Genomic DNA, 23,705 nt, shown 5'->3' with positions numbered 1-23,705 from the left:
CTGCATATACAAAAAGAAAGTATACTTGGATTCAACATTTAGGAAACAACTATGTCTCGTAGATACTATAAATTACCGCCACTAACCTCTCTTGCAACCTTTGAGACTGCTGCTCGTCATAGAAGTTTTAAGGGTGCTGCTGAAGAACTTGGAGTTACTCCAGGTGCAGTTAGCCACCAAATTAAGTTTTTAGAAACCGAACTTGGTCTTTCGTTATTCGATAGGAAACACCACGGTAATAATTTAACCGATCATGGAGAATCTTTATTTGCCGTTCTTCAAAGTAGCTTTACAGCAATTTCTTCAACACTTGCAAATCTTAGGCGCTCTGCTACAGATAAAGAGGTAATTATTAGCGCTACTACAGCCATTTCTTTTCTTTGGCTACCGCCTCATTTAGCAGAGTTTTGGAAACAACACCCAGAAATACCTGTTAATCAACATGTAACTGATAATCCTGATTCTCAAGGGATTGCTGTTGATTTAAAAATTTGCTACGGCTTTGTTGAGAATGAGTCAAACCAAAAGCACACCCTTTTTCAAGATGAACTTGTTCCAGTATGTAGCCCTAGTTTTGCCAAAGAATACCCAAATATTACTGTTGAAGATTTAGCGCAAGCGCCTCTCATTCATCTCAGAGCAAAAGATAAAAATTGGTCAAATTGGTTCTCTTGGTTTAATGCTCTTGGATACAAAGGAAAAATCTCACCAGGAACTCATGTTAATAATTATATGATTGCCCTTCAAGCTGCTTCTGATGGAATGGGAATAGTCTTAGGCTGGAAGCGTCTGTGTAAACCTAAAATTGATAGTGGAGAGCTTGTTGTTCTGGGCGACACATCAATACCAGCTCCGTCGGCGATTTACATTATGAGTGAAAAAGAAGATTTACTCCCTGAAAATGTTAAAATTCTTAGAGATTTTCTAATTTCAAAATCATAAATTAATTGAAATATATTCAATTTTTTAGAGTAATTTTATTAAGAATAATTACTTTAGGCTGATAGTATCATAGCGTTTTTACTTCAACTTCCTCTTCATGTCTATTCCACTTAGTAACTTAGACTCTGTTCTAACATCAACTGATAAAGCTAAAGGACTTCCTAACGAGCACTATGTCAGTAATGCTGTTTTTGATGAGGAAAAAAAAGCAATTTTGTTTGACAATTGGTCAGCAATTGGCACTGGCAGTGATATACCAAATCCAGGCGATATAAAGCCACTGAACTTTGTTGGAATGCCTTTGATGTTGGTTCGCAACTCAAATGGAGATATTAATGTATTTCAAAATACTTGTCGCCATAGAGGAATGATTTTAGTTGATAAACCAACAAACATAAAAGGAGTGATAAGCTGTCCATATCATAGCTGGTGTTACAATCTTGATGGTGATTTATGTGCAACACCCATGGCTGGAGGAACGGATATAGATACTCATGAGTCTATTAAAAATGAAGAGCTTGGTCTCTTTAAAATTCGATCTGCAGTCTGGCAAGACGTTATCTTTGTGAATATTTCTAATTCTGCAAAGAAGTTTAATGAATACGCCTCAAAAGCAATTGAGAGATGGTCTGAGTTTGAAAAACCCCTTCATCATGGAGGTGAGAGCTCTTCATTCAAACTTAATCTGAATACTAACTGGAAGCTAGCAGTTGAAAACTATTGTGAAAGCTACCATCTTCCTTGGGTCCACCCTGAGCTTAATGTTACTTCAAGTATAGAAGATCACTATCATATTGAGGAGATGGGTCATTTCTCTGGGCAAGGCTCTCATGTCTATAACCAAATGAAAAGTGATGATGGCAACGTATTTCCAGATTTTGAAAATTTGTCAGATGAGTGGGATACGAAAAGTGAATACATAGCATTGTACCCAAACGTACTTTTGGGAATCCATAGAGATCACTTCTACTCAATAATTATTGAGCCCGTCTCCACTAATGAAACAATTGAGCATGTCTCACTATATTATGCAAAAAATCCTTCTGAAATGCCAGAACTAAAAAAACTTATAGACTCTAATGCCTCATTTTGGAAAACTGTATTTAAAGAGGATGTTGGAGTTGTAGAAGGAATGCAGCGCGGAAGAAGTGGATTAATGTTTGATGGCGGTAAATTCTCACCAGTAATGGACAGCGCTACTCATTGCTTTCATCAGTGGGTAGCTAAACTTTTAAAAGACTTTAGGGAAAAACAGTAAGCTAATTTATAACCTTGCTTTGTAGGCTGTTAAAGTATTCTCAAGCAACACTGCAATAGTCATTGGGCCAACACCTCCAGGAACAGGAGAGATAGCAGAGGCCATTCCTTTGACGGCTTCATAATCCACATCACCCGTCAGAGATCCATCTTCAAGTCTATTAATACCAACATCGATAATAACGGCGCCTTCTTTTATCCAGTCAGCATTAACTAAGTTTGCAACTCCAGCAGCGGCAACAATAACATCTGCTGACTTAGTTTTAAGCTTAATATCTTTTGTCTCCTTGTGGCAAACTTGAACTGTAGCACCAGCATTAAGAAGCTCCATTGCCATTGGCCTTCCAACAATATTTGAAGCGCCAATGATTACGCAATCCTTACCCCTTAAGTCACACTTGATAGAGGCTAACATTTTCATAACACCTCTTGGAGTGCAAGGACTAATGAACGGTTTTTTTAAACTTAACTTACCAATATTTTCACTACTAAAGCCATCAACATCTTTTTCAGGAATGATCGACTCAATTATTACATTTGCATCAATGTGAGCCGGCAAAGGAAGCTGAACCAAGATGCCATCAATATTATTATTTTCATTCAGCCTTTTAACTTCAGATAATAACTCCTCTTGAGTAATATTTGATGATTTATGAATTTGGTCTGAATAAAACCCAACCTGGACGCAAGCTTTAGATTTATTTCTTACATAGACCTTAGAGGCTTCGTCATCACCAACTAAAATGACTGCTAGGCCAGGAGGCCTAGAATACTGCTTTACTTCGTTAGCAATATTTTTTCTAAGATTTTCAGCAAGAACTCTGCCATCTATAATCTTCATCTTAACAACTCTCCAGATTTTATAAATACAAAATTGCTATTATCGTGACAAACAACATTTAAATTAGTAATTAATTTCAATTAGGTTTGAATTTTAAAAAAGAGTCTTTAAATCACCTTAGATTAGTTTTAATCTATGCCCAGTAATTTTCTTCTTTGTGTTGCCCATGTTTGAATAAGATGATCGACAGCAAGTCCAATAAAAGCAACACATAAGCCTAGCAACAAGCCATTACCGATACCCTGTTTGTCAGATAAAGCTTTCAATATAAATTGTCCTAAATCATCAGTTCCAATCATTGCACCAATGATGACCATAAATAGGGCAAAAACAACGGTTTGATTAAGACCTAACATGATGTGAGGTAATGCAAGAGGCATTTCTATTTTAAGCCATCTCTGCATCCGATTAACGCCAGACATTGAGCCAGCATCTTGAAGTGCTTGAGGAACGCTTGTGAGGCCCTCTACTGTGTATCGAGTTGCTGGAATAGTCGCATAAACAATTACAGCAATTAGTACAGAAGTATCTGTAACACCAAAAAGCATAATAACTGGTATCAAGTAGATAAACGAAGGAAAGGTTTGAAAGGTATCACAAACCAACAAAATAATCTTACTTGCAATCTTGTTTCTGGCACAAAGAGAGCCAACGGTTATTCCAATTAAACCAGATACAATAACGCCAAAACTTGCCATATAGGCAGTAATAAGAGCCCTCTCCCACCATTGTAAAAGAGCAATAACCAGTAAAAAACCACCAACGACCAGCGCAGACCTGATCCCGCCAATAATATAGCCAACGCCCATAACGAGTGTAAAGGTCGCTATGACTGGCATCGAGAGGTAAGCCGTCTTCATTGGAATAAGGACATCCTGAATTAACCAAGTGTTAAACCCCTGCAATGAAAAGAAAAAAGTATCCCAAATCCAGTCAACACCTGACTGCCAAAAAAGTTGAGATGTGTAACCCTTGTTGTGTGGAATCATATAAAGATAATTGATTCCGTCCCTAAACAAAAACGTTCCAAGATATGCCAACAAAGTTCCAACGAAAAGAATGGCAGCAAAAGATACCGCATACTTATGTCTTTCAATGAAAGGTAGGTCAGCAAAATAATCAGTTTGCTTATTAGCCCATGCCAGAGAAAGTTTATCTAAAAATACCGCAATAAGGACAATACAAATACCAAGCTCTAAAGCTTGGCCTATTTTTAGCTGATTTAGTGCAAGAAGTAAATTAAAGCCTAAACCTTTTGCACCAATAAATGAAGCAATTACTGCCATCGCTAGGCACTGCATAATTACCTGGTTTACGCCAATCAGAATATCTCTTCTAGCTGAAGGAATTAAAACTTTAGACATCAGTTGAAAGTTATTACAGCCACTCATCATCCCCGCATCAATAACTTCAGGAGAAACCTTTTTTAAGCCAAGAAGTGTCAGCCTGATCATCGGCGGCGTTGCAAATATAATAGTTGCTATAGCGCCTGCATGATCGCCTACACCAAAGAAAACCATGACTGGAACAAGGTAAGAGAAATGGGGCATTGTCTGTGCTACGTTTAGCAGAGGCATTAAGACTGTTTCAGTAGTTTTACTCTTATAGGCCCAAACACCAAGACTAAGGCCCAAAATAAAAGATATTGGAGCAGCAACTAGAACAAATGAGAGTGTTTCCATGGCAGGCTCCCACTGACCAAAAACACTGATATATATGGTAGAAAAAGCAGCCAATATTGCTAAACCTCTTCCACTTAAAAAATAGCCAATCATAATCGCTGAAGCAGACACAACAGTCCATGGAAGTCCGGGCCAAACTGCCCACTCATTCGCATCAGACCACTCCCAGCTTGTAAAGGCAACAATTGTTTTAATTCCACCCAATAAGATCTCACGAATAAACTCAATAGCAAAAAGAATAGAGCGAGAAAAACCTCTAGTTATCTCCTTAACCATTGCAGATTCGTCATAATCTTCAATATCTGGATCGTAAATTTCAACCGGCCACCATTCGTACATTACAAATTCTGCGGAATCATTTATGATTTGGTTCATTGACCAAAAACTACTTGTGGTGATGTCACCAAAAAACCAATTCAATAGTGTTGGTAGGATTAGAAAGCCAACAATAATTCCGGCAGGTATATAAACAAATAACTTTGTCCAGTTTTGTTTAAACCAGACAATTGGAAGATCTCTAGTTTCTTTAGTAGTCAAAAGAAAGTTTCTAAATAGCAAGCCAAGAATAGTTAAGAGAGCTATGAGTTTAAATACTAATGAAGTATCAGTAACTGGGTTAAAGAAGTTTAATTCTGGAAGTCTTACTAATTGGGGTGGGAGCTGACCACTTAGAATCATTCTAAATGACTCCGATAAACCAACTACGGCATCAATTTCTCCAGAATTAACTTTATTAGCAAAACCATCACGCAGCAAAATAATATCGTGATATTCTCCCGTCATAGACATGAGAATAAAAAAAACAATTAAAACAATGCCAAATTGAAGTAGTTTAGGATTATTTTTTAAAAATTCCATAGTCAGTTTATCTAAGTATTATGATTTAGAGCGATCACCAAAAAGGACATGAATAATAGTGGAGCAATTTAAAACGCCAACTATATTATTATTTTCATCTAAGACAGCTACCGGCTTTTGTTCACTAAGCACTGCCTCTGCAACAGTTTCAATAATTGCATCTTTAGACACCTGAAGTTTGCTCAACTCTTCATTAGAGCTGCCAACAGGATCCATTACTGACTCAATCTTTAGAACCTTTTCTCTAGGAACTTCTTCAGTAAACTTACGAACATACTCAGTTGCTGGATTAAGAACAATATTAGCTGGGGTATCTAACTGCTCAATAATGCCATCTTTCATAATTGCGATTCGATCAGCGAGTCTTAATGCTTCATCGAAATCATGAGTAACAAATAGAATTGTTTTATTTAATACACCTTGTAATCTCAAAAATTCATCTTGCATTTCTTTTCGAATTAATGGGTCCAGGGCAGAGAATGGCTCATCTAAAAACCAAATATCTGGCTCAACCGCTAATGAGCGAGCAATTCCAACTCTTTGTTGCTGACCACCTGAAAGCTCTCTAGGAAAGTAATTTTCACGGCCAGTAAGGCCAACAAGATCGACCATTTCCATTGCTCTTTTCATACTATCATTAGTACTACTTCCTTTAACCTGTAGAGGAAATGCAATGTTTTCTAGTACGGTTTTATGGGGCAGCAGTGCAAAGCTTTGAAACACCATTCCCATTTTATTTCTTCTAAGTTCGATAAGCTCTTTAGAATTAAGTGCAAGAAGATCCTCTCCATCAATATATATCTTTCCTGCTGTTGTATCAGTGAGTCTGGATATACATCTTAGTAGGGTTGATTTACCTGAGCCTGAAAGACCCATTACAACCAGCATCTCACCTTCATACACTTCAAATGAAGCACTATTCACACCAACTACGCAGCCAGCATCCTGGAATTCTTGAGCATCAACCTTACCGTTGGCTTCTTGCAATAATTTTTTTGCATTATCACCGAAAATTTTATAGACCGAGTCACACTTGATGACAGGTTGTTTGCTTTGAATGGTAGTTCCTTTAGGTGTCATATAAAAATTCCAAAATTGATTTAAATCTTATAACTGTAGTATACAAAAAATATCTTCTGTCTGAAAGTTATTAGTGGGTAATTCTATCTAAAGTTTTTCAAGGGCATAATAAATCTCCCCTAGCTGAGAAAGCCCAGGGGAGATATTTAAAACATTAACAAACTCCTTAAAAAATTAAGAAGTCTAAGCTATAGAAGCCTTATTTAAATGCTGAAACAACATCCTGATTAGCAGCAAGCCATGCAGATGCAGCATCTTGATGGCTCATGCCATCAACATCAACAAGTGCGGCCATTTGACCAATATGAGTTGTTGAGAAAGACATCTTTGTGAAAGCTGTATAAGCAGCTGGATGTGTCTTAGGGAACTTATAGTTAGCTGCTTTTTTCAACCAACCTTTAGGAGATCCACAAGCACCATCACCACCATCAACTGTTCTACAACCATCATAGTACTCAGGGAATTCAATGAATGCAAATCCATCAGCATCTGTAAAGTTTGGAGTCCAGTTAAAGACGATTGTTCCACGGCCTTCTTTTTTAGCAGCAGCTAAATCAGCCCATAGTGCATCTGCACCACCAGCAAACTTAACCATATAGTCATCACCAAGACCTAACGCAGCTATACGCTCTGGCATAAGGTTACCATGCCAACTTTGTGGTCCTTCTAACCAACGACCTTTACCACCTGAGTCTGCAGTAACAAAGACATCTTTACAGTCTTTAAGTGCTTCCCAGTTTGGAAGTCCTGGACATAGGTTTTCGTCCACAACCCATTGTGGAACACCCATCTCTTCAAGAGTCATTGCTTCATGGTTACCTGCATCGACAATTCCGCCTTTCTCCATTGCGTTATAAAAAGATGCGCCAAATGCAGACTGCCATACTTCGTGTGAAATAGTTACGTCTCCATTACGGATCGCTTCATAAACTGCTTGAGAGTCAGCAGGAACATATTCTACATTGTTACCCATGCTTTCAAAAATACCACCGATTACATAAGCCATAACAACTTGGCTTGACCAGTTATGAGTTGGAATGACAATTGGCTTCGAAGAGTCAGCTGCAAGAGCTTGACCCGATACAGAAGCTAAAGTCATCGTTAAAGCAGCAGCAGCTACCTTACTTGTAAACTTATTCATTTATTTCTCCTTTTATTGTTTAATCAAATCTATTTAAGAAAATTATAAAAAAATCTCAAAAAATTCAACTTTAAAATGATTTTTTTAACAAATACTGCCTTAAAAACCATACTTACAGCTTTAGACTTAATTACTAATCTAAAGCATTCTTTTGCCTGAAAATAACTACATTCTTACTCGAGTCTTTTCAGGGTCATAAAACGGAAAACGTACAATTTTTGCTGATATACGCTTTTGGTGTCCATCTAATTTTCCTACCTCAACTTCATTACCAATTTCTGACTCTGATACTGAAATTCTACAAAGTGCAATGTTCTTCTTTAAAATCGGAGAGCGAGTCGCACTTGTAATTATTCCAATTTGTTGTTTCCCAATATACACCCCATCCCCATGAAGTGCAAGCTCATTTGAACCTAATTCTAACCCAACCAGAACTCTCTGGGGAGAATTCTTACGAAGAATTAATGATTCCTTACCAGAAAAATCTTCCTCTTTTGTTTTCAATGGAACCGTAAACGCAATACCCGCTTCAAATGGGTCTGTTTGATCACAGAATTCATAACCTGCAAAAATTAAACCTGCCTCTATTCTTAGCATATCAAGAGCATTCAATCCTAAAGGACATATACCAAATTCTTTACCTGCGTCTGCAATAGCATCCCAAACGGCTTCACAATCATTAGGGTGTGCAAACACTTCATAACCTAGCTCACCGGAGTATCCAGTTCTTGATACCATGACGGGTATTCCAAACTCACCACCAATTCGACCAATAGTAAATCGAAACCACTTAAGGTCAACAAGATTTGTATGTAGTTTTGGCGTCCAAATAATTTTTTCTAGAGTTTCACGGCTCTTTGGACCCTGAACGGCGACATTATGAAGCTGATCTGTAGATGATTTAACGCGGACATCAAATCCTTTTTCATCTGCAATTTTTCGAAGCAGCTTCCCACCATCATCAGAGCCACCAATCCAACGAAAGTTATTTTCATCCATACGGAATAGCGTTCCATCATCAACCATACAGCCATTGTCATAGCACATGGCAGAATACACGACTTGTCCAATTGCAAGTTTTCGAACATCTTTGGTAATTGCATATTGCATTAAAGCTTCAGCATCTTGGCCATAAACTTCAAACTTCCTAAGAGGGGCAAGGTCTATCATTGCGACGCCTTCACGGCACTGCCAATATTCTTTAATGGCGCCTAAATTATCGTACTCAAGTGGCAGCCAATAGCCATTATAGTTATCAAAGTTCTTAGTTAATTTAGAGGTATTTTTATGAAAACCAGTTTCTTTAGTCATAGTCGGTATTGATTGTGGATCAGGCCTAAAAGCCGTCGCCGATGGGAAAGTATTAGATTTGTCATAAATCCTAACATGTATGTCCGTTGGATTCCATCCATTAGAAGAGGTTGTGTCATCTGGGCACGCTGAAGACACGCACACAAGGTCATCAACTGCTCTAAATAATACATAATCGCCAGGCCTAGACCACGAAACATCTGAGGTTAGTGAATGACACTCTTCAATTGCCGTATTAAAAAAGAGATTAACAGCCGCCCAATTTTTTCGAGGCGAAACTCCATGCTGTGAAAGGGATTTATTAAAATTATCAGTACAACTAATATGACCAGGGAATCCCCTGTCATCATAATATTTTGCGTTGCATGCAAGGCCAAAAGTGTCATGCCTACATACAGTGTCTTGAATTACTTCTACTAGCGGCACTGAGTTTTGATTATAAAATTTATCGTGGGTTCCAGGAGCTGGATAACTCGCCATCATCTGAGACCGTGTCACAGTTGGGTCAAGACACAACTCTAAACTGTTATTTAAATCTTCCTGTAAAAATGCTTGAAAATCTGAACACTGCTGGCCTTCAACATCAATAACCTGAATATACTCTCCAGTCTTTACCTTGTAGGCAACTGCACTACTATGATTGACCCTAATCTCCTTTGAGGTCTTAGCTAAAGGTTCTGGAAGACGCTCAGATGGGATTGTTGGGTTTGATCGAGAAACATTAATCAAAATCTCTGTTGGTGAGTTTTGCTTATCTACTGTCATTGGTCCACCTTTAGCATCAAATACGCATAAGGCATCATTTTTAATATCAAAAGATTGGCGAGAATCAGCAGGATTAGAGGATGAGAAAAGTTCAGCACCCGTTAGAGATTTAGATTTTATCTTGTTCTGTTTTAGAATTACTTTGAGCATATCTGAGCAATCATCAGAATTAACTTTGTAGGTTTTATTTGTGGGTTTTGTAACCCAGTTTAACGAGGATAATACAGATGAACTTTTAGAATCAAAAGCCAAGACACTGCACTGCTGATCTCCCTCTACATCAACTATTTCTACTGAATCACCACTCTTTAAGTCAATTGATATTGCCTCACCTCCAAGAATTTGGTAGGTTTCAAAATCTCCATCATATTTAATATTAGAAACTCTCATTTAGTAGACTAATTTAACAGATAGTTTGAGTATACATAGAATAATTTATAGGTCAATTTGAAAATATTCAAGCACCAATGAAATAAATTAAAAAATAGAAAGGTAGTTTATACGGCACTCCAGGGGGTGGAATGCCGACAAACTAAGGAGTTAAGATTTTGAGCTTTACTCTAAACTAACCCCTTTTGAAATCACTTACAGTAGTTAGAATTTACGGTAAGCGTTATTTAGGTCAACCATCGGATGATTTTCTGACATTTGAAACTTAACCAATAATTCACGAGCAATCATATCTCGCTCTTGCTGGTTATTTGGAAGTTTTATATTGTCTGGAATAGTGACCCAACCATTAATATTTCTATCAAAAACAGCAGCTTGATCGCCCTCATAACCCATATGAATATCTTCTAACCAGTTAAGATCTTTCCAGCCCATTTTTTCAATATATTTTTGTAAAAAAGGCGTTATAAACTTAAGATCAGGAACAAGGTTTACATCATATCTATAACCGATATGCTGTCCAATCATTTGCTCGCGATCGGTATCTAAGCCGTCAGCACCAACTTCAAATGTTTCTTCATTTTTACTCATAATAACTCCTTATCTTAAAAACGTGTCATATCAGGACGGCCAACCGTGTGCTGTGAACCTGCAATAGGAACTTGTGCACATGCTGAAGCCTCCATAGTAAGCGCAGCTAAATCTTCTGGCTCTAATGAGTGAATATTTGTCTTGCCACATGCACGAGCCATCATTTGTGTTTCGATTGCTAGTGTATGTAAGAAGTTGTATACACGCTCTGATGCTTCATCCGGATCTAGACGCTTTCTAAGCTCAGGATCTTGAGTTGCCACACCAACCGGACAGCGCCCAGTATGACAGTGATAACATTCACCGGCTTTAACGCCCATTTCAGCTTCAAAATCAGCCTCAGGAATATCTCTATTACAGTTAAGGGCCATAAGCGATGAGTGGCCAATCGCAACTGCGTCAGCACCAAGTGCAACCGCTTTAGCAACGTCACCACCATTTCGAATACCACCAGCATAAACTAAAGAAATTCTGCCGCTCATTCCAACATCATCAATTGCTCTTCGAGCTTGGCGAATTGCAGCAATTCCTGGAATTCCAGTTTCTTCTGTTGCAATATGTGGTCCAGCAGCAGTTCCGCCTTCCATACCATCAATATAAATACTATCACAACCAGTTTTAGCGGCCATTCTTACATCATCGTATACACGCGCTGCACCAAGTTTTAGCTGAATTGGAATCTGACCATCTGTCGCTTCACGAATTTCTTCAATTTTAAGCGCTAAATCATCTGGTCCAAGCCAGTCTGGATGTCTAGCAGGAGAGCGCTGATCAATACCGGCAGGCAAAGAACGCATTTCAGCAACTTGGTCTGTAACTTTTTGACCCATTAGGTGTCCACCTAATCCAACCTTACAACCTTGGCCAATAAAAAACTCAACACTATCAGCTAGACGTAAATGTTGTGGATTGAAGCCATAACGAGACTGGATGCACTGATAAAACCATTTACTTGAGTAGCGCCTCTCATCTGGAATCATTCCGCCTTCACCAGAACAAGTAGCTGTTCCTGCCATCGTAGCGCCGCGAGCTAGAGCAGTTTTAGCCTCATAACTCAACGCACCAAAACTCATTCCTGTAATATAAATTGGAATGTCGAGCTCTAGTGGTCTTGGAGCCTCTGGCCCAATAATTGTTTTAGTTAAACATTTTTCTCTATAACCCTCAATAACAAAACGGGTTAATGTTCCTGGCATAAATGTTAAGTCGTCCCATGTTGGAATTTTTTTAAATAGAGAGAATCCTCTCATTCTGTATCTTCCCAAATCAGACTTAATGTGAATATCATCCATCACTGCTTTAGGGAAGATAAAACTTTTACCTAGTCTATGTTTTTCCGAATCACTCATAATATTTCCTTTTGTTTAATTTGTTAAAAGCACTATTAAAGAATTAGTTTTTTCTCATTAGGCTCTAAGTTAGCGTAGTTCCATAACATTTTTCCAGAAACATGCTTCTGCATTTTCTCAACGCCTCTAGGGCTCTTCATGCCATAAAGGGCTAATTTCTCTGTTAAGTAGCGAACGTCAAGCTCTGTCATATCAGCCTGCACGCAGTCCACTCCAAGTTCTTCAACTTCACCGCCAACATAAATGGTGCCGTCATACATTGAGTCACCTAAGTTCATTCCAGCATCACCCAAAACAATCATACGACCACGCTGCATCATGAATCCAGAAAACGCGCCTGTCTTACCGCCAACAATAATTGTGCCGCCCTTCTGATCAATACCAGTACGAGCGCCAACACTGCCTTTACAGACAAGATCGCCGCCACGAATAGCAGCGCCAAAAGTTGAGCCAGCATTTTTATCAATAACAACAGTTCCAGCCATCATATTTTCTGCGCATGACCAACCAACACGACCTTTAATATGAACATTAGGTCCATCAATCAAGCCGCAACCAAAATAGCCTAAGCTATCTGAGAAAGTTAAGTTAAGTCTGTTTAAGATACCAACACCAACTCCATGCCTTGACATAGGGTTATCAACAGTAATGTCACCAATACCTTTTTCCATTAATTCTCTGATTTCACGATTAATCTCTCTTGGCGTCATGTCAAGTGCATCAATCGTAGCAGTCTTGCTAGTATCAACATCAAATGAGTGAAAATATGTTAAATTTTCACTTTCATCAACAGAGAAGAATTTTTTTTGAGTTCTTCCTTTTAATTGCTCATCGTGAAGTCCCATTTCTTGGGACGTTTCCTTCCTTAGTTCTGCCATACTTTTACCTCTCCGTGATATGGGTCAAATGTATCAATACGATGATCAAATAGAGTTCTAATTGCAACCTCTTCAGAAGCTAGCGCAATCATATCTTCGCCTTCGTATACAACCATTGGTTTAGCAGCCATAACATCCTTGGCCATACCAAGTTGATCTTTTGTTGCAACCAAATAAGTGAAAACGCCATCAAGGTAGTCTATTGAGCCTTTCATAGCAGTTTCTAAATCGTCACCTTGACTCATTCTGTCTGCAAGATAAACAGCAATGAGTTCTGAGTCACAGTTCGATGAAAAACGGTGGCCAGAGCGCTCAAGTGAGCGTCTATTTGTCCAGTAGTTTGTGAGCTGTCCATTATGAACAACTGCAACGTCACTAAAAGGATAAGCCCAATAAGGGTGGGCTGAGCGAATATCTACGTCAGACTCTGTCGCCATTCTGGTGTGTCCAATTCCGTGAGTGCCATTAAAGTCATTTAAGCCATACTGACTAGAAACAACCGATGCATCTCCTAAATCTTTTACTAACTCAAGTGAGTTACCAATAGATAAAATCTCAACACCTTCAACATCTTCGACAAAGTCAGCAACTTTTTTCATGTCACCTGAAAACTCTACCTCATAACGATGGGCATACTCAGTTGGACTCTCTTTCTTAACAACCTTAACGCCTAATTCAGTAAGTCTTGAGTTGACTGTCTCCAAGCGATCTTTAATAGTAGCATGAATATCATAGCTACCTTCCAGATCAGCAGCTTCAGCAACTTTGAATCTTAATATTTGATTTCCATTGTCTTTACCGTACATTGCATATCCAGTTGAGTCTGGACCTCTATGCTTTAAAGCCTGAAGCATTGATGTCATCTGCTGACCAATGTTTACGCCTTTTCCAGCTTTTTTATGAATAATTCCTGCTATTCCGCACATAAAATAATCTCCCTTTTCCCGAAAAATTGCCCACCGTTAAGTGGGCATTCTAAAACAACCTTAAGAAAACTTAACCCTATGGCAAGCAGTCTATATAAGTCTCTAAATCCCAATCTGTAACTGTGGCATTAAATCTTTCCCATTCATCTTTCTTATAATGATGAAAAACTTTATACATTTCATTTGGCATCGATGATTTAATTACCTCATCATTTTCTAACTCATTTAATGCTTCACCTAAAGACATAGGAAGCTTCTTAACTTGCTTTCCTGCCTCCATAGCTGCATAAATATTACGCTCTTCAGGCTCACCTGCATCAAGGTTATTATCAATACCGTCACCCATCGCTTTTAATAGCGCTGATCCCATTAAGTAAGGATTAACCATTGAGTCAACTGAGCGGTATTCAAAGCGCCCTGGCGCAGAAACGCGAAGTGCACATGTACGGTTTTGATAGCCCCAATCTGCAAAAATTGGCGCCCAAAAGCCAGTATCCCAAAGACGGCGATAAGAATTCACTGTAGAAGAGCCAATTGAAGTTAGTGCGGGTAAATGCTTAATAACACCACCGATTGACTGAAGGCCAATTGGACCAGGCATCTTTTCATCAATTGAAGGGTCCGGCATAAATGTGTTCTTGCCGCCCTCTTTATACATAAAGTTGCCAGGCATTCCTGGAAGCTCTCCTTCGCCAGCAATTTCTGGATGGAATACATCTTTACCACCTTCCCATAAAGACATATTATGGTGACAGCCTGATGCAGATACTCCCATAAAAGGCTTACTCATAAAGCATGCAATTAAACCAAACTCACGAGCAACTTGCGCACAAATTTGACGATAAGTCGTCAAGCGGTCGGCATTTCTTAATACGTCATCAAACTGGGTATTAAGCTCTAATTGACCCGGCGCATCTTCGTGGTCACCTTGAATAATATCAAGACCCATTTGCTCTGAATATTCAATAACTTTCATAAACACAGGACGTAACTCTTCAAACTGATCAATGTGGTAACAGTTCGGCTTTGTTACTCCGCCATTTGGCTGACCATCTTCACCGCGCTTTAGCCACATCATTTCTGGCTCAGTGCCGCAGCGCATATCTAACCCATATTGGTCTTGGAATTCTTTGTGTTGTCTATATAAGTTACCACGACAATCTGACGTTAATGCTTCACCTGGATTTTCACGCTCTTCACGGTTTCTATAAAGTCTACAAAAAACGCGCGCTACTCTTTTGTCCCATGGAAGCTGACAAAATGTGTCAGGATCTGGAAGACCTACAAGCTCAGAAGACTCAGGGCCGTAACCAATATAGTCTCCATGACGATCTACAAACAAGTTGGCTGTTGAGCCATATACTAGTTGAAATCCTTTTTCAGCTAATCTCTCCCAATGGCGCGCAGGAATACCTTTACCTACAATGCGTCCTGTAACTGAAACAAATTGATAATATACATATGTAACGCCCAATGCTTCGATCTTAGCCTTGACTTCTTTTACAAGTTTGTCGCGACCGGGCTCGTTAACGTGCTGTTCTAAATCTGTCATTTAATCTCTCCGAAAAAATAAAAAAAATCTCTATTAAAGATTTACCCCCTATGCATGCTTTTATTTTGATTCGTAAGATATAAACCAAAACAGAAACACTAATGAATTTGCTGCCGTTTTAGTAATAGAGGTCAAATAAATTACTATATAAATGACTCTTTTTGACTCCAAATAGATGGAGTAACAGCAAATTAAAGTTTGAGTATACGCCTAAAGATATTCCATTGTCAAGAAATTTTATTGATTTTAAAGAAATATAATAAAGCGTTGATTTTCTTCTAAATAATTACAGAAAAACAAGAAAAAAGTTTTAATTTAGAGAGGGTTTAGGGAAGGATAATTTTAGAAAAAGAAAGTTTAAATTATTAAAACTTAAAGCCAGTCTAATCAGAATTATTTGAGCAAATAACCGTTAGAAACTGGCACTCATCACTAATGATTTTTTTAGGGCCGTGCGGTTTGTCAGAATCAAAGTATATCGAGTCACCCTTCTGGAAGTGGTATATCTCAGTTCCATAGTAATAATCCATTTCACCTTTGAGCATATAAATAAACTCAACCCCTTTATGCTGAAAGTCAGGAAAATCATAATCTCTTGAGGTTACCGTAATAAGGCAAGGCTCTACCTTAAGAGAGCCGCTAACGTTGTGACCGAGTAATTGGTAGTGCCTACTTTCATCTGATCCTGCTCTCTCAATTGTTAAGCCGTTACCTGACTTAATAAAGGTTGGCTCTACGTCTTTATCATGCTGTTTAAATAGTGAAGTAATTGAAATATTAAGTGCATGACAGATCAACTGAATTGTTTTTAAGGAAGCGCTAATTTGACCATTCTCAATTTTTGAGAGCATGCTTGCAGAAAGAAGTGACTGCTTTGAGAGTTGCTGCAAAGTAACGCCAGCATTTTTTCGAGAGATTCTGACTTGCTTTCCAATCGAAGCCTCTAGTTGCTTATCGGTTCCAAAACTAGGAAGATTTTTGTTTACTATGGAGACGCTTTGTGCTTTTTGCGCAGTATTTTTAATTGAAGCCATGAATTAATAATTTACTTAGAATAAATAAAATTACACTATAAAGAAAATTATCTTATCACAAAAACAACTAATTAATTAAATGAATTGTTGCTTTTAAGACCTTGAGCGTCTGCTCCTGCGCTCTTTAGTGGGTTTTGAATCATCACCTTCAAAGATAGCTCTAGACCCATTAGACATAACTCCAACTCGCTTTTCAATTTCAGCTAAAGTTGGAGGCATGGTTACTTGATGCTGGTCCATTGCTTTACGCATTGCCCGAACATGTGCATACGTTGTTCCGCAGCAGCCACCGATAATTTTTGCGCCAGAGTTCATAGCAATTTGAACGTAATCAGCCATTAGTTTCTCTGTTCCAGAATAAAGAATTTTCCCATCATGAAACTGAGGAATGCCGCAGTTTGCTTTTGAAATTACCACCGTACCTGATTCCACATTTCGAGATATGTCATTAATTGTTGCTAACAAGTCTGGCGCCCCAACGCCGCAATTTGCGCCAAATCCCGAAAGGTTAAGCCCTTTTGCTCTTAGAGCAAGATTTGCAGGAGTGATCCCCATCATTGTTTTACCTGCTGTATCAAAACTCATAGTCGCGCAAACTGGCAAGCCAATACCTTTAACGGCATCAAGAGCAGCCTCTAACTCCTCCATTGAGTACATTGTTTCCAGCCACAAAACATCAACGCCTCCTTCAGCAAGTCCTTCAGCTTGAGCCTTAAAAGCCTCAGTTGCTTCACCAGAGGTCATTAAGCCGTGAGGCTCAATCATTTCACCCGTTGGTCCCATTGACCCCGCAACAATGACTAACCGGTCTGCATGATCTGCGACCTCTCTTGCAACAGTTCCAGCAGCTTTATTTAATTCAAACACTCTGCTTTCAAGATTATGGAGTTTGAGCCGAAAAGAAGTGCCGCCGAAACTATTAGTTAAAAATAAATCAGAGCCTGCATCAACAAAGCCTTTATGAAGAGAACGGATTCTATCCCTATGATCTAAATTCCAAGGCTCAGGTGGGTCTCCTGTCTCTAGTCCCATTTCAAATAAGTTCGTACCCGTTGCGCCATCAGCAAGGATATGTTCTTTGTCTTGTAGAATTTTTAAAAAATTATTCATTAGGCTAGTTAGAAGAATTATTAATGATAGTTCTTCAAGAATTTTAAGTCGGATTAACCAATGCCTTAAATAATTTCAATTTTAAGAAATTCAATCTAGATTTATCATCATTCTTATAACAATATTCTATTAATAGCTCATCCAGTAGAAAAAAAATTTAAATGCAAACTAGAATTCATTTTGAATTCTAAAATTTATTGCAAGAATAGTAATTATTTATTTTAATAATTAACTACTCACAAACCCTATTCTCTATATAATTTCAAGTTAAATATTTAAGTCACAAATTGTGAATATTTTGATGTCAAAGCAAGTGCCAAATTGCATACTATTAATTAGTAATATAACTGACCTTGTTCAGTCAAAAATAAATTTAAATCTCCCCCTCTTCCATCACTTAATTCTTCCAAATAATGAATAATAATTCTAGCTCACACGATGATGTGATTAACCGCTTTATTGATTATGGTGAAAACAATTTTGAGTCAACTTCCAATACTAAAGTTGTCAGTCAAAGTGCTGCTCAGCTTGGAGTTCTTCGTTTAATTTACGCCTTTCGATTTTCAGGCCACCTAAGAGCAGGGCTAGACCCTTTAGAGAGGCCAAGGCACCACTCAACGCCGCCATTCACTCTTGAAGAGTTCGGCTTAAGAGACTCTGACCTTGATAAGACTTTTGATATGGGCTCATACCAAGGCCCAAACTGCAGTACCTTGAGAGATCTTTTTACTTCTCTTAATAAAACTTATTGCAGCAGTCTTGGTGTTGAGTATATGAACATTCCCGACCTTGAAGAGCGGAAGTGGGTCCAAACTAAAATTGAAACCATGTCTCTTGAAAAAGAAAATTCAGCGGACTATAAAAAATGGCTTCTTCAAAGACTTACAGCAGCCGAAGTATTCGAAAAATTTCTACATAATAAGTATGTCGGTCAAAAACGCTTTTCTTTAGAGGGGAGTGACACCTTAGTCCCACTATTAAATGTTTTAATTGAGCACTCAGGAGAGCACTCAATGAAAAGGATATGCCTAGGCATGGCTCATAGAGGACGCCTTAATGTCCTAATTAATATCATGGGCAAGAGGGCTGAAAGCTTATTTAAAGAGTTCGCGGGAGAGCTTGGACTGGGCAAGAATCAAACGGGTGACGTTAAATATCACCAGGGTTTTTCCTCAGACATTAAAACGAGCAAAGAAGATGTGCATCTTGCGCTCATGTTTAACCCTTCTCACCTTGAATTAGTGAACCCAGTGATTGAGGGCTATGCACGCTACCATCAGGACAAGATTAAGGATGCTGAGCGTCAACAAATTCTGCCCGTGCTTATCCACGGAGATGCCGCTTTTTCTGGCCAGGGAATTGTGATGGAGACCCTAAACATGTCTCAGTCAAGAGGCTACAGAACGATGGGCACAGTTCATATTATTATCAACAATCAGATTGGCTTTACTACCTCCAAGCAGGATGACGCAAGGTCAACGGATTACTGTACTGACGTTGTGAAGATGATTAATGCGCCGGTATTTCATGTGAACGCTGAAGACCCAGAAATGGTTAGCTTTATCACCAAGCTTGCACTTGATTATCGTATGAGGTATAAAAAAGATGTGGTTATTGACTTGATGTGCTATCGAAGACATGGCCACAATGAGGCCGATGAGCCAGCTGTGACTCAGCCCTTAATGTATGAGGCAATTCGAAAGAAACCGACTACGCGCGCAAACTATGCGACTACTCTAATGAAGCAAGGCGTCATTGAGCAAAAAGAAGTTGATGCAATGATCAGCGATTACCGTCAAGAACTAAAAGAAGGTGAGAGGGTTGCTTACAATATTATTCAGCCCAAAGATAAAAACAAGAGAGCCTGGGAAATGCTATGGGAAGATTACTTTGATGCTACTTGGCTCGACCCTTACGAGTCCGCTATCAGTAAAAAGCAAATTAAAGACTTAAACAAAAAACTTCAAAAAGTCCCAAGTCACTTTGAGATTCACCCGCGCGTTAAGAAGATGATGTCCGAGCGACAAAAGATGGCTGATGGAAAAATTAATGCAGACTGGGGTTTTGCTGAGACTCTAGCCTACGCAAGTCTTACTGACTTTGGAACGCCAATTCGCCTTACTGGTCAGGACACTGGAAGAGGAACATTTTTTCATCGTAACGCAGTACTTCACAATCAACTAGCAAACGAGGACTACACGCCGCTGCAAAATATTAGTGACAAGCAAGGAAGAGTTCAAATATTTGACTCCATTCTATCTGAAGAGGCGGCCCTTGGGTTTGAGTATGGTTACGCCACTGCAAATCCCGAGTCACTGGTTATTTGGGAAGCTCAGTTTGGTGACTTCGTTAATGGGGCTCAAGCGATTATTGATCAATTTATTGCTTCTGCTGAGGCTAAATGGGGGCGCCTATCTAACCTAGTTATGCTTCTTCCTCATGGACTTGAAGGACAAGGGCCTGAGCACTCATCTGCAAGACTTGAGCGCTTCCTTCAGCTTTGTGCGAGTCACAATATGCAGGTCTGCGTGCCATCAACCGCGTCCCAAATATTTCATTTGATGAGGCGTCAAATATTAAGAAAATTTAGAGCGCCTCTAATTATTATGTCGCCAAAAAGTCTTTTAAGAAACCCTCTAGCAGCTTCACCACTGCACAAGTTTACTGAAGGCAGATTTAGAGATGTTTACGAAGAGCAATATGACAACATCAAACCTAAAAAAGTTGACCGCGTTATTATGTGTAGCGGTAAGATATTTTATGAATTATTAACTCGCCGTCAAGATGAGCAGCTTAATAACGTCGCAATATTGAGACTTGAGCAGCTCTACCCATTTCCAGAAAAGCAGCTTATCAAAGAGCTTGAGAAATTTCCAAATGCAAAAGATATCGTTTGGTGCCAAGAAGAGCCAATTAATCAGGGCGCGTGGTACTCTTCCAGGCATAACTTTATGCAAAGTATTGTTAAAGGACAAACCCTTCATGTCGTTGCGAGAGACCTTTACTCTGCTCCTGCAGAGGGCAGCATTAGGCAGCACAACATTAACCAAAGCTATATCATTGAAAAAGCGTTAGGTATTCAAACTATGGGTACTGCTAGGAGCATTAAAAAATGAAAGAAGTAAAAGTACCGGTCCTCCCAGAATCTATAAATGAAGCGACAGTCGCTTTATGGCATAAAAAACTTGGAGACTATGTTGAGGTTGATGACGTCATCGTTGAAATTGAAACAGACAAAGTTGTCCTAGAGGTTCCCGCAGAAGAGGCAGGTATTCTCACTGAAATCTTAGCGGAGGAAGGTGAAACAGTTAACGCTCAGCAGGTTCTTGCTCTTTTAGATGATGACGCTGAAATGACGGCTGAAAAGACTGAGGCGCCTAAAGAAATTATTAAAGAAGCTCCAATAGAGGAAGCAAAAGAATCTCCAGTTGCAGCTAGTGAAGAGCCTCCTGAAATAAACCTTCAGGAGAATGTTCAAGAGGAGCCTATAAGCTCTCCTGAGCCAAGCTCGTCCAAGCCAACGAGTAATCGAATGGAAGAAAGAGTTCCAATGAGCCGTATTCGCAAAACAATAGCCAAAAGACTTCACTCTGCGACTCAAAATACAGCCATGCTGACAACCTTTAATGAAGTTGACATGACAGAGATACTGGCTATGAGAAAAAGTTACAAAGAGGCTTTTGAGAAGAAGTACTCGGTTAAATTAGGCTTTATGTCGTTCTTTGTTAAAGCGGCAGTCGAGTCACTAAAAAAATTCCCAACAGTAAACGCATACCTTGATGGCGATGACATTGTCTATCACGCATACTGCGACGTTTCAGTAGCTGTCTCTTCAGATCGAGGACTGGTTGTTCCTGTGCTTCGTGATGCGCACAAAATGGGAATGCACGACATCGAGAAAGGCATCGTTGATTACGCAGTTAGAGCGCAGGACGGAACCTTAGGAATTGAAGAGATGAGCGGAGGGACTTTCACTATATCCAATGGCGGCGTTTTTGGCTCGCTGCTTTCAACGCCAATCTTGAACTCACCTCAGAGCGCAATCCTTGGAATGCACAAAACGCAAGAGCGCGCAGTCGTTGTTAACGGCGAAATAGTCATCAGACCGATGATGTATCTTGCGCTCTCCTATGATCACAGAATTATCGATGGCAAAGAGGCGGTTCAGTTTTTGATCTCAATCAAAGATGCTTTAGAGGATCCAGCAAGGCTATTACTAAAAGTTTAAAAAGCTGACTATTTCAGATAAAAAAAAAGGGCGGTATTTTCATACCGCCCTTTTTAGTTTATTACTTTTACAGATTACTATTTGTAGTGATCTTGTTCGTCATTGTTTCCTTTGACTAAAATCGCTACCAACATAACCGATGCAATGACCGTATACCATCCAGGCATTGAACTGCCCGCACCAATATACATACCCATATCCATCCAAGCACCATCAGCATTTAGTTCAGTAAAAGATTCAATAAAATATCCCATATTATTCCTCCTTATTTAGAATCAGAATCGCCACTAACCATTGACTCAGGATAAGCCTGAGCAGGAACCTTGACTGAGTCAAGACCTTTGATTTGGACAGCATCTGGAATACGTAACATTCCAGCTTTGTTAACCAACCAGGATACAACGTATCCAGGAACGAATCCAAGCAAGAACATAACTACAGCGCCAACAATTTGGCCAAATAGGCTAATTGCAACTGTATCTTCTGGGGCACCTGCACCAAGTCCTGGTATACCAGAACCGAACACACCAAGAACAACAACGCCAAACAGGCCAATTGTTCCGTGGACCGTAACAGCGCCAACAGCATCATCAATGCCTAAGCCTTCTAGCCAGTCTGCACATGGTTTTAAAATCATGCCCGCAACGATTGAAATAATAATTACGTGTGAACCGAAGTAAACATCAAGGCCAGAAGCGACTGAAATAATACCTGCTAGACAGCCAGACATCATCCAGAAAGGGTCTCTAGTAAATACCCATGCACCGATAATTCCGCCTGATGCAGCTAAAGTTACGTTAAATGCTAGTGCTGAAAGCGTAATTGGCGTTCCATAAATAGTTGCTCCAGCATCACCATACCAACTCCAACCTTCACCAGGCAGAATAATACATGCCATTAGGAAGCCGAAGAAACCAACAATAATTAGCATTAAGCCAGTGATTGTTAGTGGGATGTTATGACCCGCAATTTTATTTGCAGAACCGTCTGCGTTGAATTTTCCAACACGAGGACCTAAATTTAATAGGATACCAAGCGCGAAGAATCCAGCAACCGCATGAACGAGACCAGCAGCACCAAAGTCATGAAAACCGAACTCTGTTACTAACCAACCATCGGCATGCCAGCCCCAAGCAGCAGCTACAACCCAGGCAAAAGAACCAAGGACAATCGCACAGATTACCCAACCTACAGTTTGTATTCTCTCGATTAGCGCGCCAGAAGCAATAGACGCAGTCGTTGCAGCAAATAAAGCAAAAGCACCCCAGAATACACCTGAAGCATGATCACCCATATTTGGACCCATATACTGAGCTGATTCGCCCCATGGTAATGCTATAGCACTTGCATACTCTAAACCTGAAGTTCCCATGAAACCGGCACCTGATACTAGGGACGTAACTGGAAACGTTGGTAAGGCCCAATAGAACCACCAACCGAACAGATAAAACGTTACGATTGTAAACGCGAACGCAAGTAAGTTTTTGATTCCTGATGACAGTACATTTGCCACACGAGTTTGACCCATCTCATAGAGAAGGAAACCAGCATGAATAAGAACCATCAAAGGAATTGTTAAGTAATAGTACGCTTCAGCAAACATGGTGTTTGTGACCTGAGCCGCACTTTTGACAGCAGCTAACTCTGCCGTTAAAGCTAAGATTTGATCTTCCAAAACAATTTCTCCTTTTTTTTGTTGTAAGTAAACTCTCTCCTTTTTACTTATAAGAACTTTTTGCTCTTACGCCCTCGAGTATAAACAATTCAAAA

Annotated in this window: 18 protein-coding genes; 4 read left to right on the top strand and 14 right to left on the bottom strand. The window is 39.4% G+C overall.

Translation table 11 applies throughout. The features are described from left to right. Positions 1-51: 51 nt before the first annotated feature. Positions 52-942 (top strand): LysR substrate-binding domain-containing protein, encoded by an 891-nt coding sequence (locus AC5YGD_RS03820; RefSeq protein WP_416653235.1) that lies wholly within the window; start codon positions 52-54, stop codon positions 940-942. Between the two features lie 97 nt (positions 943-1,039). Then, positions 1,040-2,200: an SRPBCC family protein gene (locus tag AC5YGD_RS03815; protein ID WP_496142199.1), complete on the top strand. Its 1,161-nt coding sequence runs from the start codon at positions 1,040-1,042 to the stop codon at positions 2,198-2,200. A gap of 6 nt (positions 2,201-2,206) precedes the next feature. On the opposite strand, the gene folD is transcribed toward AC5YGD_RS03815, so the two are convergent. From folD to bmt, 12 genes are all read right to left on the bottom strand, one after another. Further along, positions 2,207-3,040 (bottom strand): bifunctional methylenetetrahydrofolate dehydrogenase/methenyltetrahydrofolate cyclohydrolase FolD, encoded by an 834-nt coding sequence (gene folD / locus AC5YGD_RS03810; RefSeq protein ID WP_496142198.1) that lies wholly within the window; start codon positions 3,038-3,040, stop codon positions 2,207-2,209. Positions 3,041-3,168: 128 nt separating this feature from the next. Beyond that, the gene (locus AC5YGD_RS03805) at positions 3,169-5,580 is read right to left on the bottom strand and encodes an ABC transporter permease subunit (protein ID WP_496142197.1); all 2,412 of its coding nucleotides are present in this window, start codon (positions 5,578-5,580) and stop codon (positions 3,169-3,171) included. 18 nt (positions 5,581-5,598) lie between these two features. Continuing rightward, complete coding sequence (locus AC5YGD_RS03800; protein ID WP_496142196.1) at positions 5,599-6,660, bottom strand: betaine/proline/choline family ABC transporter ATP-binding protein; 1,062 nt, start codon at positions 6,658-6,660, stop codon at positions 5,599-5,601. Between the two features lie 199 nt (positions 6,661-6,859). After that, the gene (locus AC5YGD_RS03795) at positions 6,860-7,801 is read right to left on the bottom strand and encodes an ABC transporter substrate-binding protein (protein WP_416653225.1); all 942 of its coding nucleotides are present in this window, start codon (positions 7,799-7,801) and stop codon (positions 6,860-6,862) included. Between the two features lie 165 nt (positions 7,802-7,966). Continuing rightward, positions 7,967-10,267, bottom strand: coding sequence for a DUF1989 domain-containing protein (locus AC5YGD_RS03790; protein ID WP_496142195.1), 2,301 nt, complete (start codon positions 10,265-10,267; stop codon positions 7,967-7,969). 204 nt (positions 10,268-10,471) lie between these two features. Then, positions 10,472-10,858 (bottom strand): hypothetical protein, encoded by a 387-nt coding sequence (locus AC5YGD_RS03785; protein WP_416653220.1) that lies wholly within the window; start codon positions 10,856-10,858, stop codon positions 10,472-10,474. 14 nt (positions 10,859-10,872) lie between these two features. Continuing rightward, positions 10,873-12,207 carry an FMN-binding glutamate synthase family protein gene (locus AC5YGD_RS03780; protein ID WP_416653217.1) on the bottom strand — a complete coding sequence of 445 codons (1,335 nt, stop codon included), beginning with the start codon at positions 12,205-12,207 and terminating at the stop codon, positions 10,873-10,875. A gap of 35 nt (positions 12,208-12,242) precedes the next feature. Then, the gene (locus AC5YGD_RS03775; protein WP_416679270.1) at positions 12,243-13,085 is read right to left on the bottom strand and encodes a GltB/FmdC/FwdC-like GXGXG domain-containing protein; all 843 of its coding nucleotides are present in this window, start codon (positions 13,083-13,085) and stop codon (positions 12,243-12,245) included. Next, complete coding sequence (locus AC5YGD_RS03770) at positions 13,073-14,011, bottom strand: class II glutamine amidotransferase domain-containing protein (RefSeq protein ID WP_496142194.1); 939 nt, start codon at positions 14,009-14,011, stop codon at positions 13,073-13,075. Before AC5YGD_RS03770 ends, AC5YGD_RS03775 begins: the two co-directional genes overlap by 13 nt. 76 nt (positions 14,012-14,087) lie before the next feature. Next, the gene (locus tag AC5YGD_RS03765) at positions 14,088-15,563 is read right to left on the bottom strand and encodes a glutamine synthetase family protein (protein WP_416679266.1); all 1,476 of its coding nucleotides are present in this window, start codon (positions 15,561-15,563) and stop codon (positions 14,088-14,090) included. A gap of 383 nt (positions 15,564-15,946) precedes the next feature. Continuing rightward, entirely contained in the window at positions 15,947-16,597 is a 651-nt protein-coding gene (locus AC5YGD_RS03760) for a helix-turn-helix domain-containing protein (RefSeq protein ID WP_416679264.1), read from the bottom strand. 93 nt (positions 16,598-16,690) lie between these two features. Beyond that, on the bottom strand, positions 16,691-17,707 hold the full coding sequence (bmt, locus tag AC5YGD_RS03755; RefSeq protein WP_496142193.1) for a betaine--homocysteine S-methyltransferase: 1,017 nt from the start codon (positions 17,705-17,707) through the stop codon (positions 16,691-16,693). Positions 17,708-18,120: 413 nt separating this feature from the next. Between bmt and AC5YGD_RS03750 the strand changes: the two genes are divergently transcribed. After that, positions 18,121-20,823 (top strand): 2-oxoglutarate dehydrogenase E1 component, encoded by a 2,703-nt coding sequence (locus tag AC5YGD_RS03750; protein ID WP_496142192.1) that lies wholly within the window; start codon positions 18,121-18,123, stop codon positions 20,821-20,823. Continuing rightward, positions 20,820-21,935 (top strand): dihydrolipoyllysine-residue succinyltransferase, encoded by a 1,116-nt coding sequence (gene sucB / locus AC5YGD_RS03745; RefSeq protein ID WP_496142190.1) that lies wholly within the window; start codon positions 20,820-20,822, stop codon positions 21,933-21,935. Before AC5YGD_RS03750 ends, sucB begins: the two co-directional genes overlap by 4 nt. A 77-nt stretch (positions 21,936-22,012) precedes the next feature. Here sucB and AC5YGD_RS03740 read toward each other — a convergent pair whose 3' ends face one another. Then, positions 22,013-22,189, bottom strand: a complete 177-nt coding sequence (locus AC5YGD_RS03740) for a hypothetical protein (RefSeq protein WP_496142189.1) — start codon at positions 22,187-22,189, stop codon at positions 22,013-22,015. A gap of 11 nt (positions 22,190-22,200) precedes the next feature. Next, a complete protein-coding gene (locus tag AC5YGD_RS03735; protein ID WP_496142188.1) occupies positions 22,201-23,610 on the bottom strand; it encodes an ammonium transporter in 1,410 nt (469 codons plus the stop codon). Between the last annotated feature and the right edge of the window lie 95 nt (positions 23,611-23,705).

This window comes from Candidatus Pseudothioglobus sp. uisw_070 (assembly GCF_059512545.2).
The sequence above is the reverse complement of the archived record's forward strand: the minus strand, read 5'-3'. Positions and strand labels throughout refer to the sequence as shown.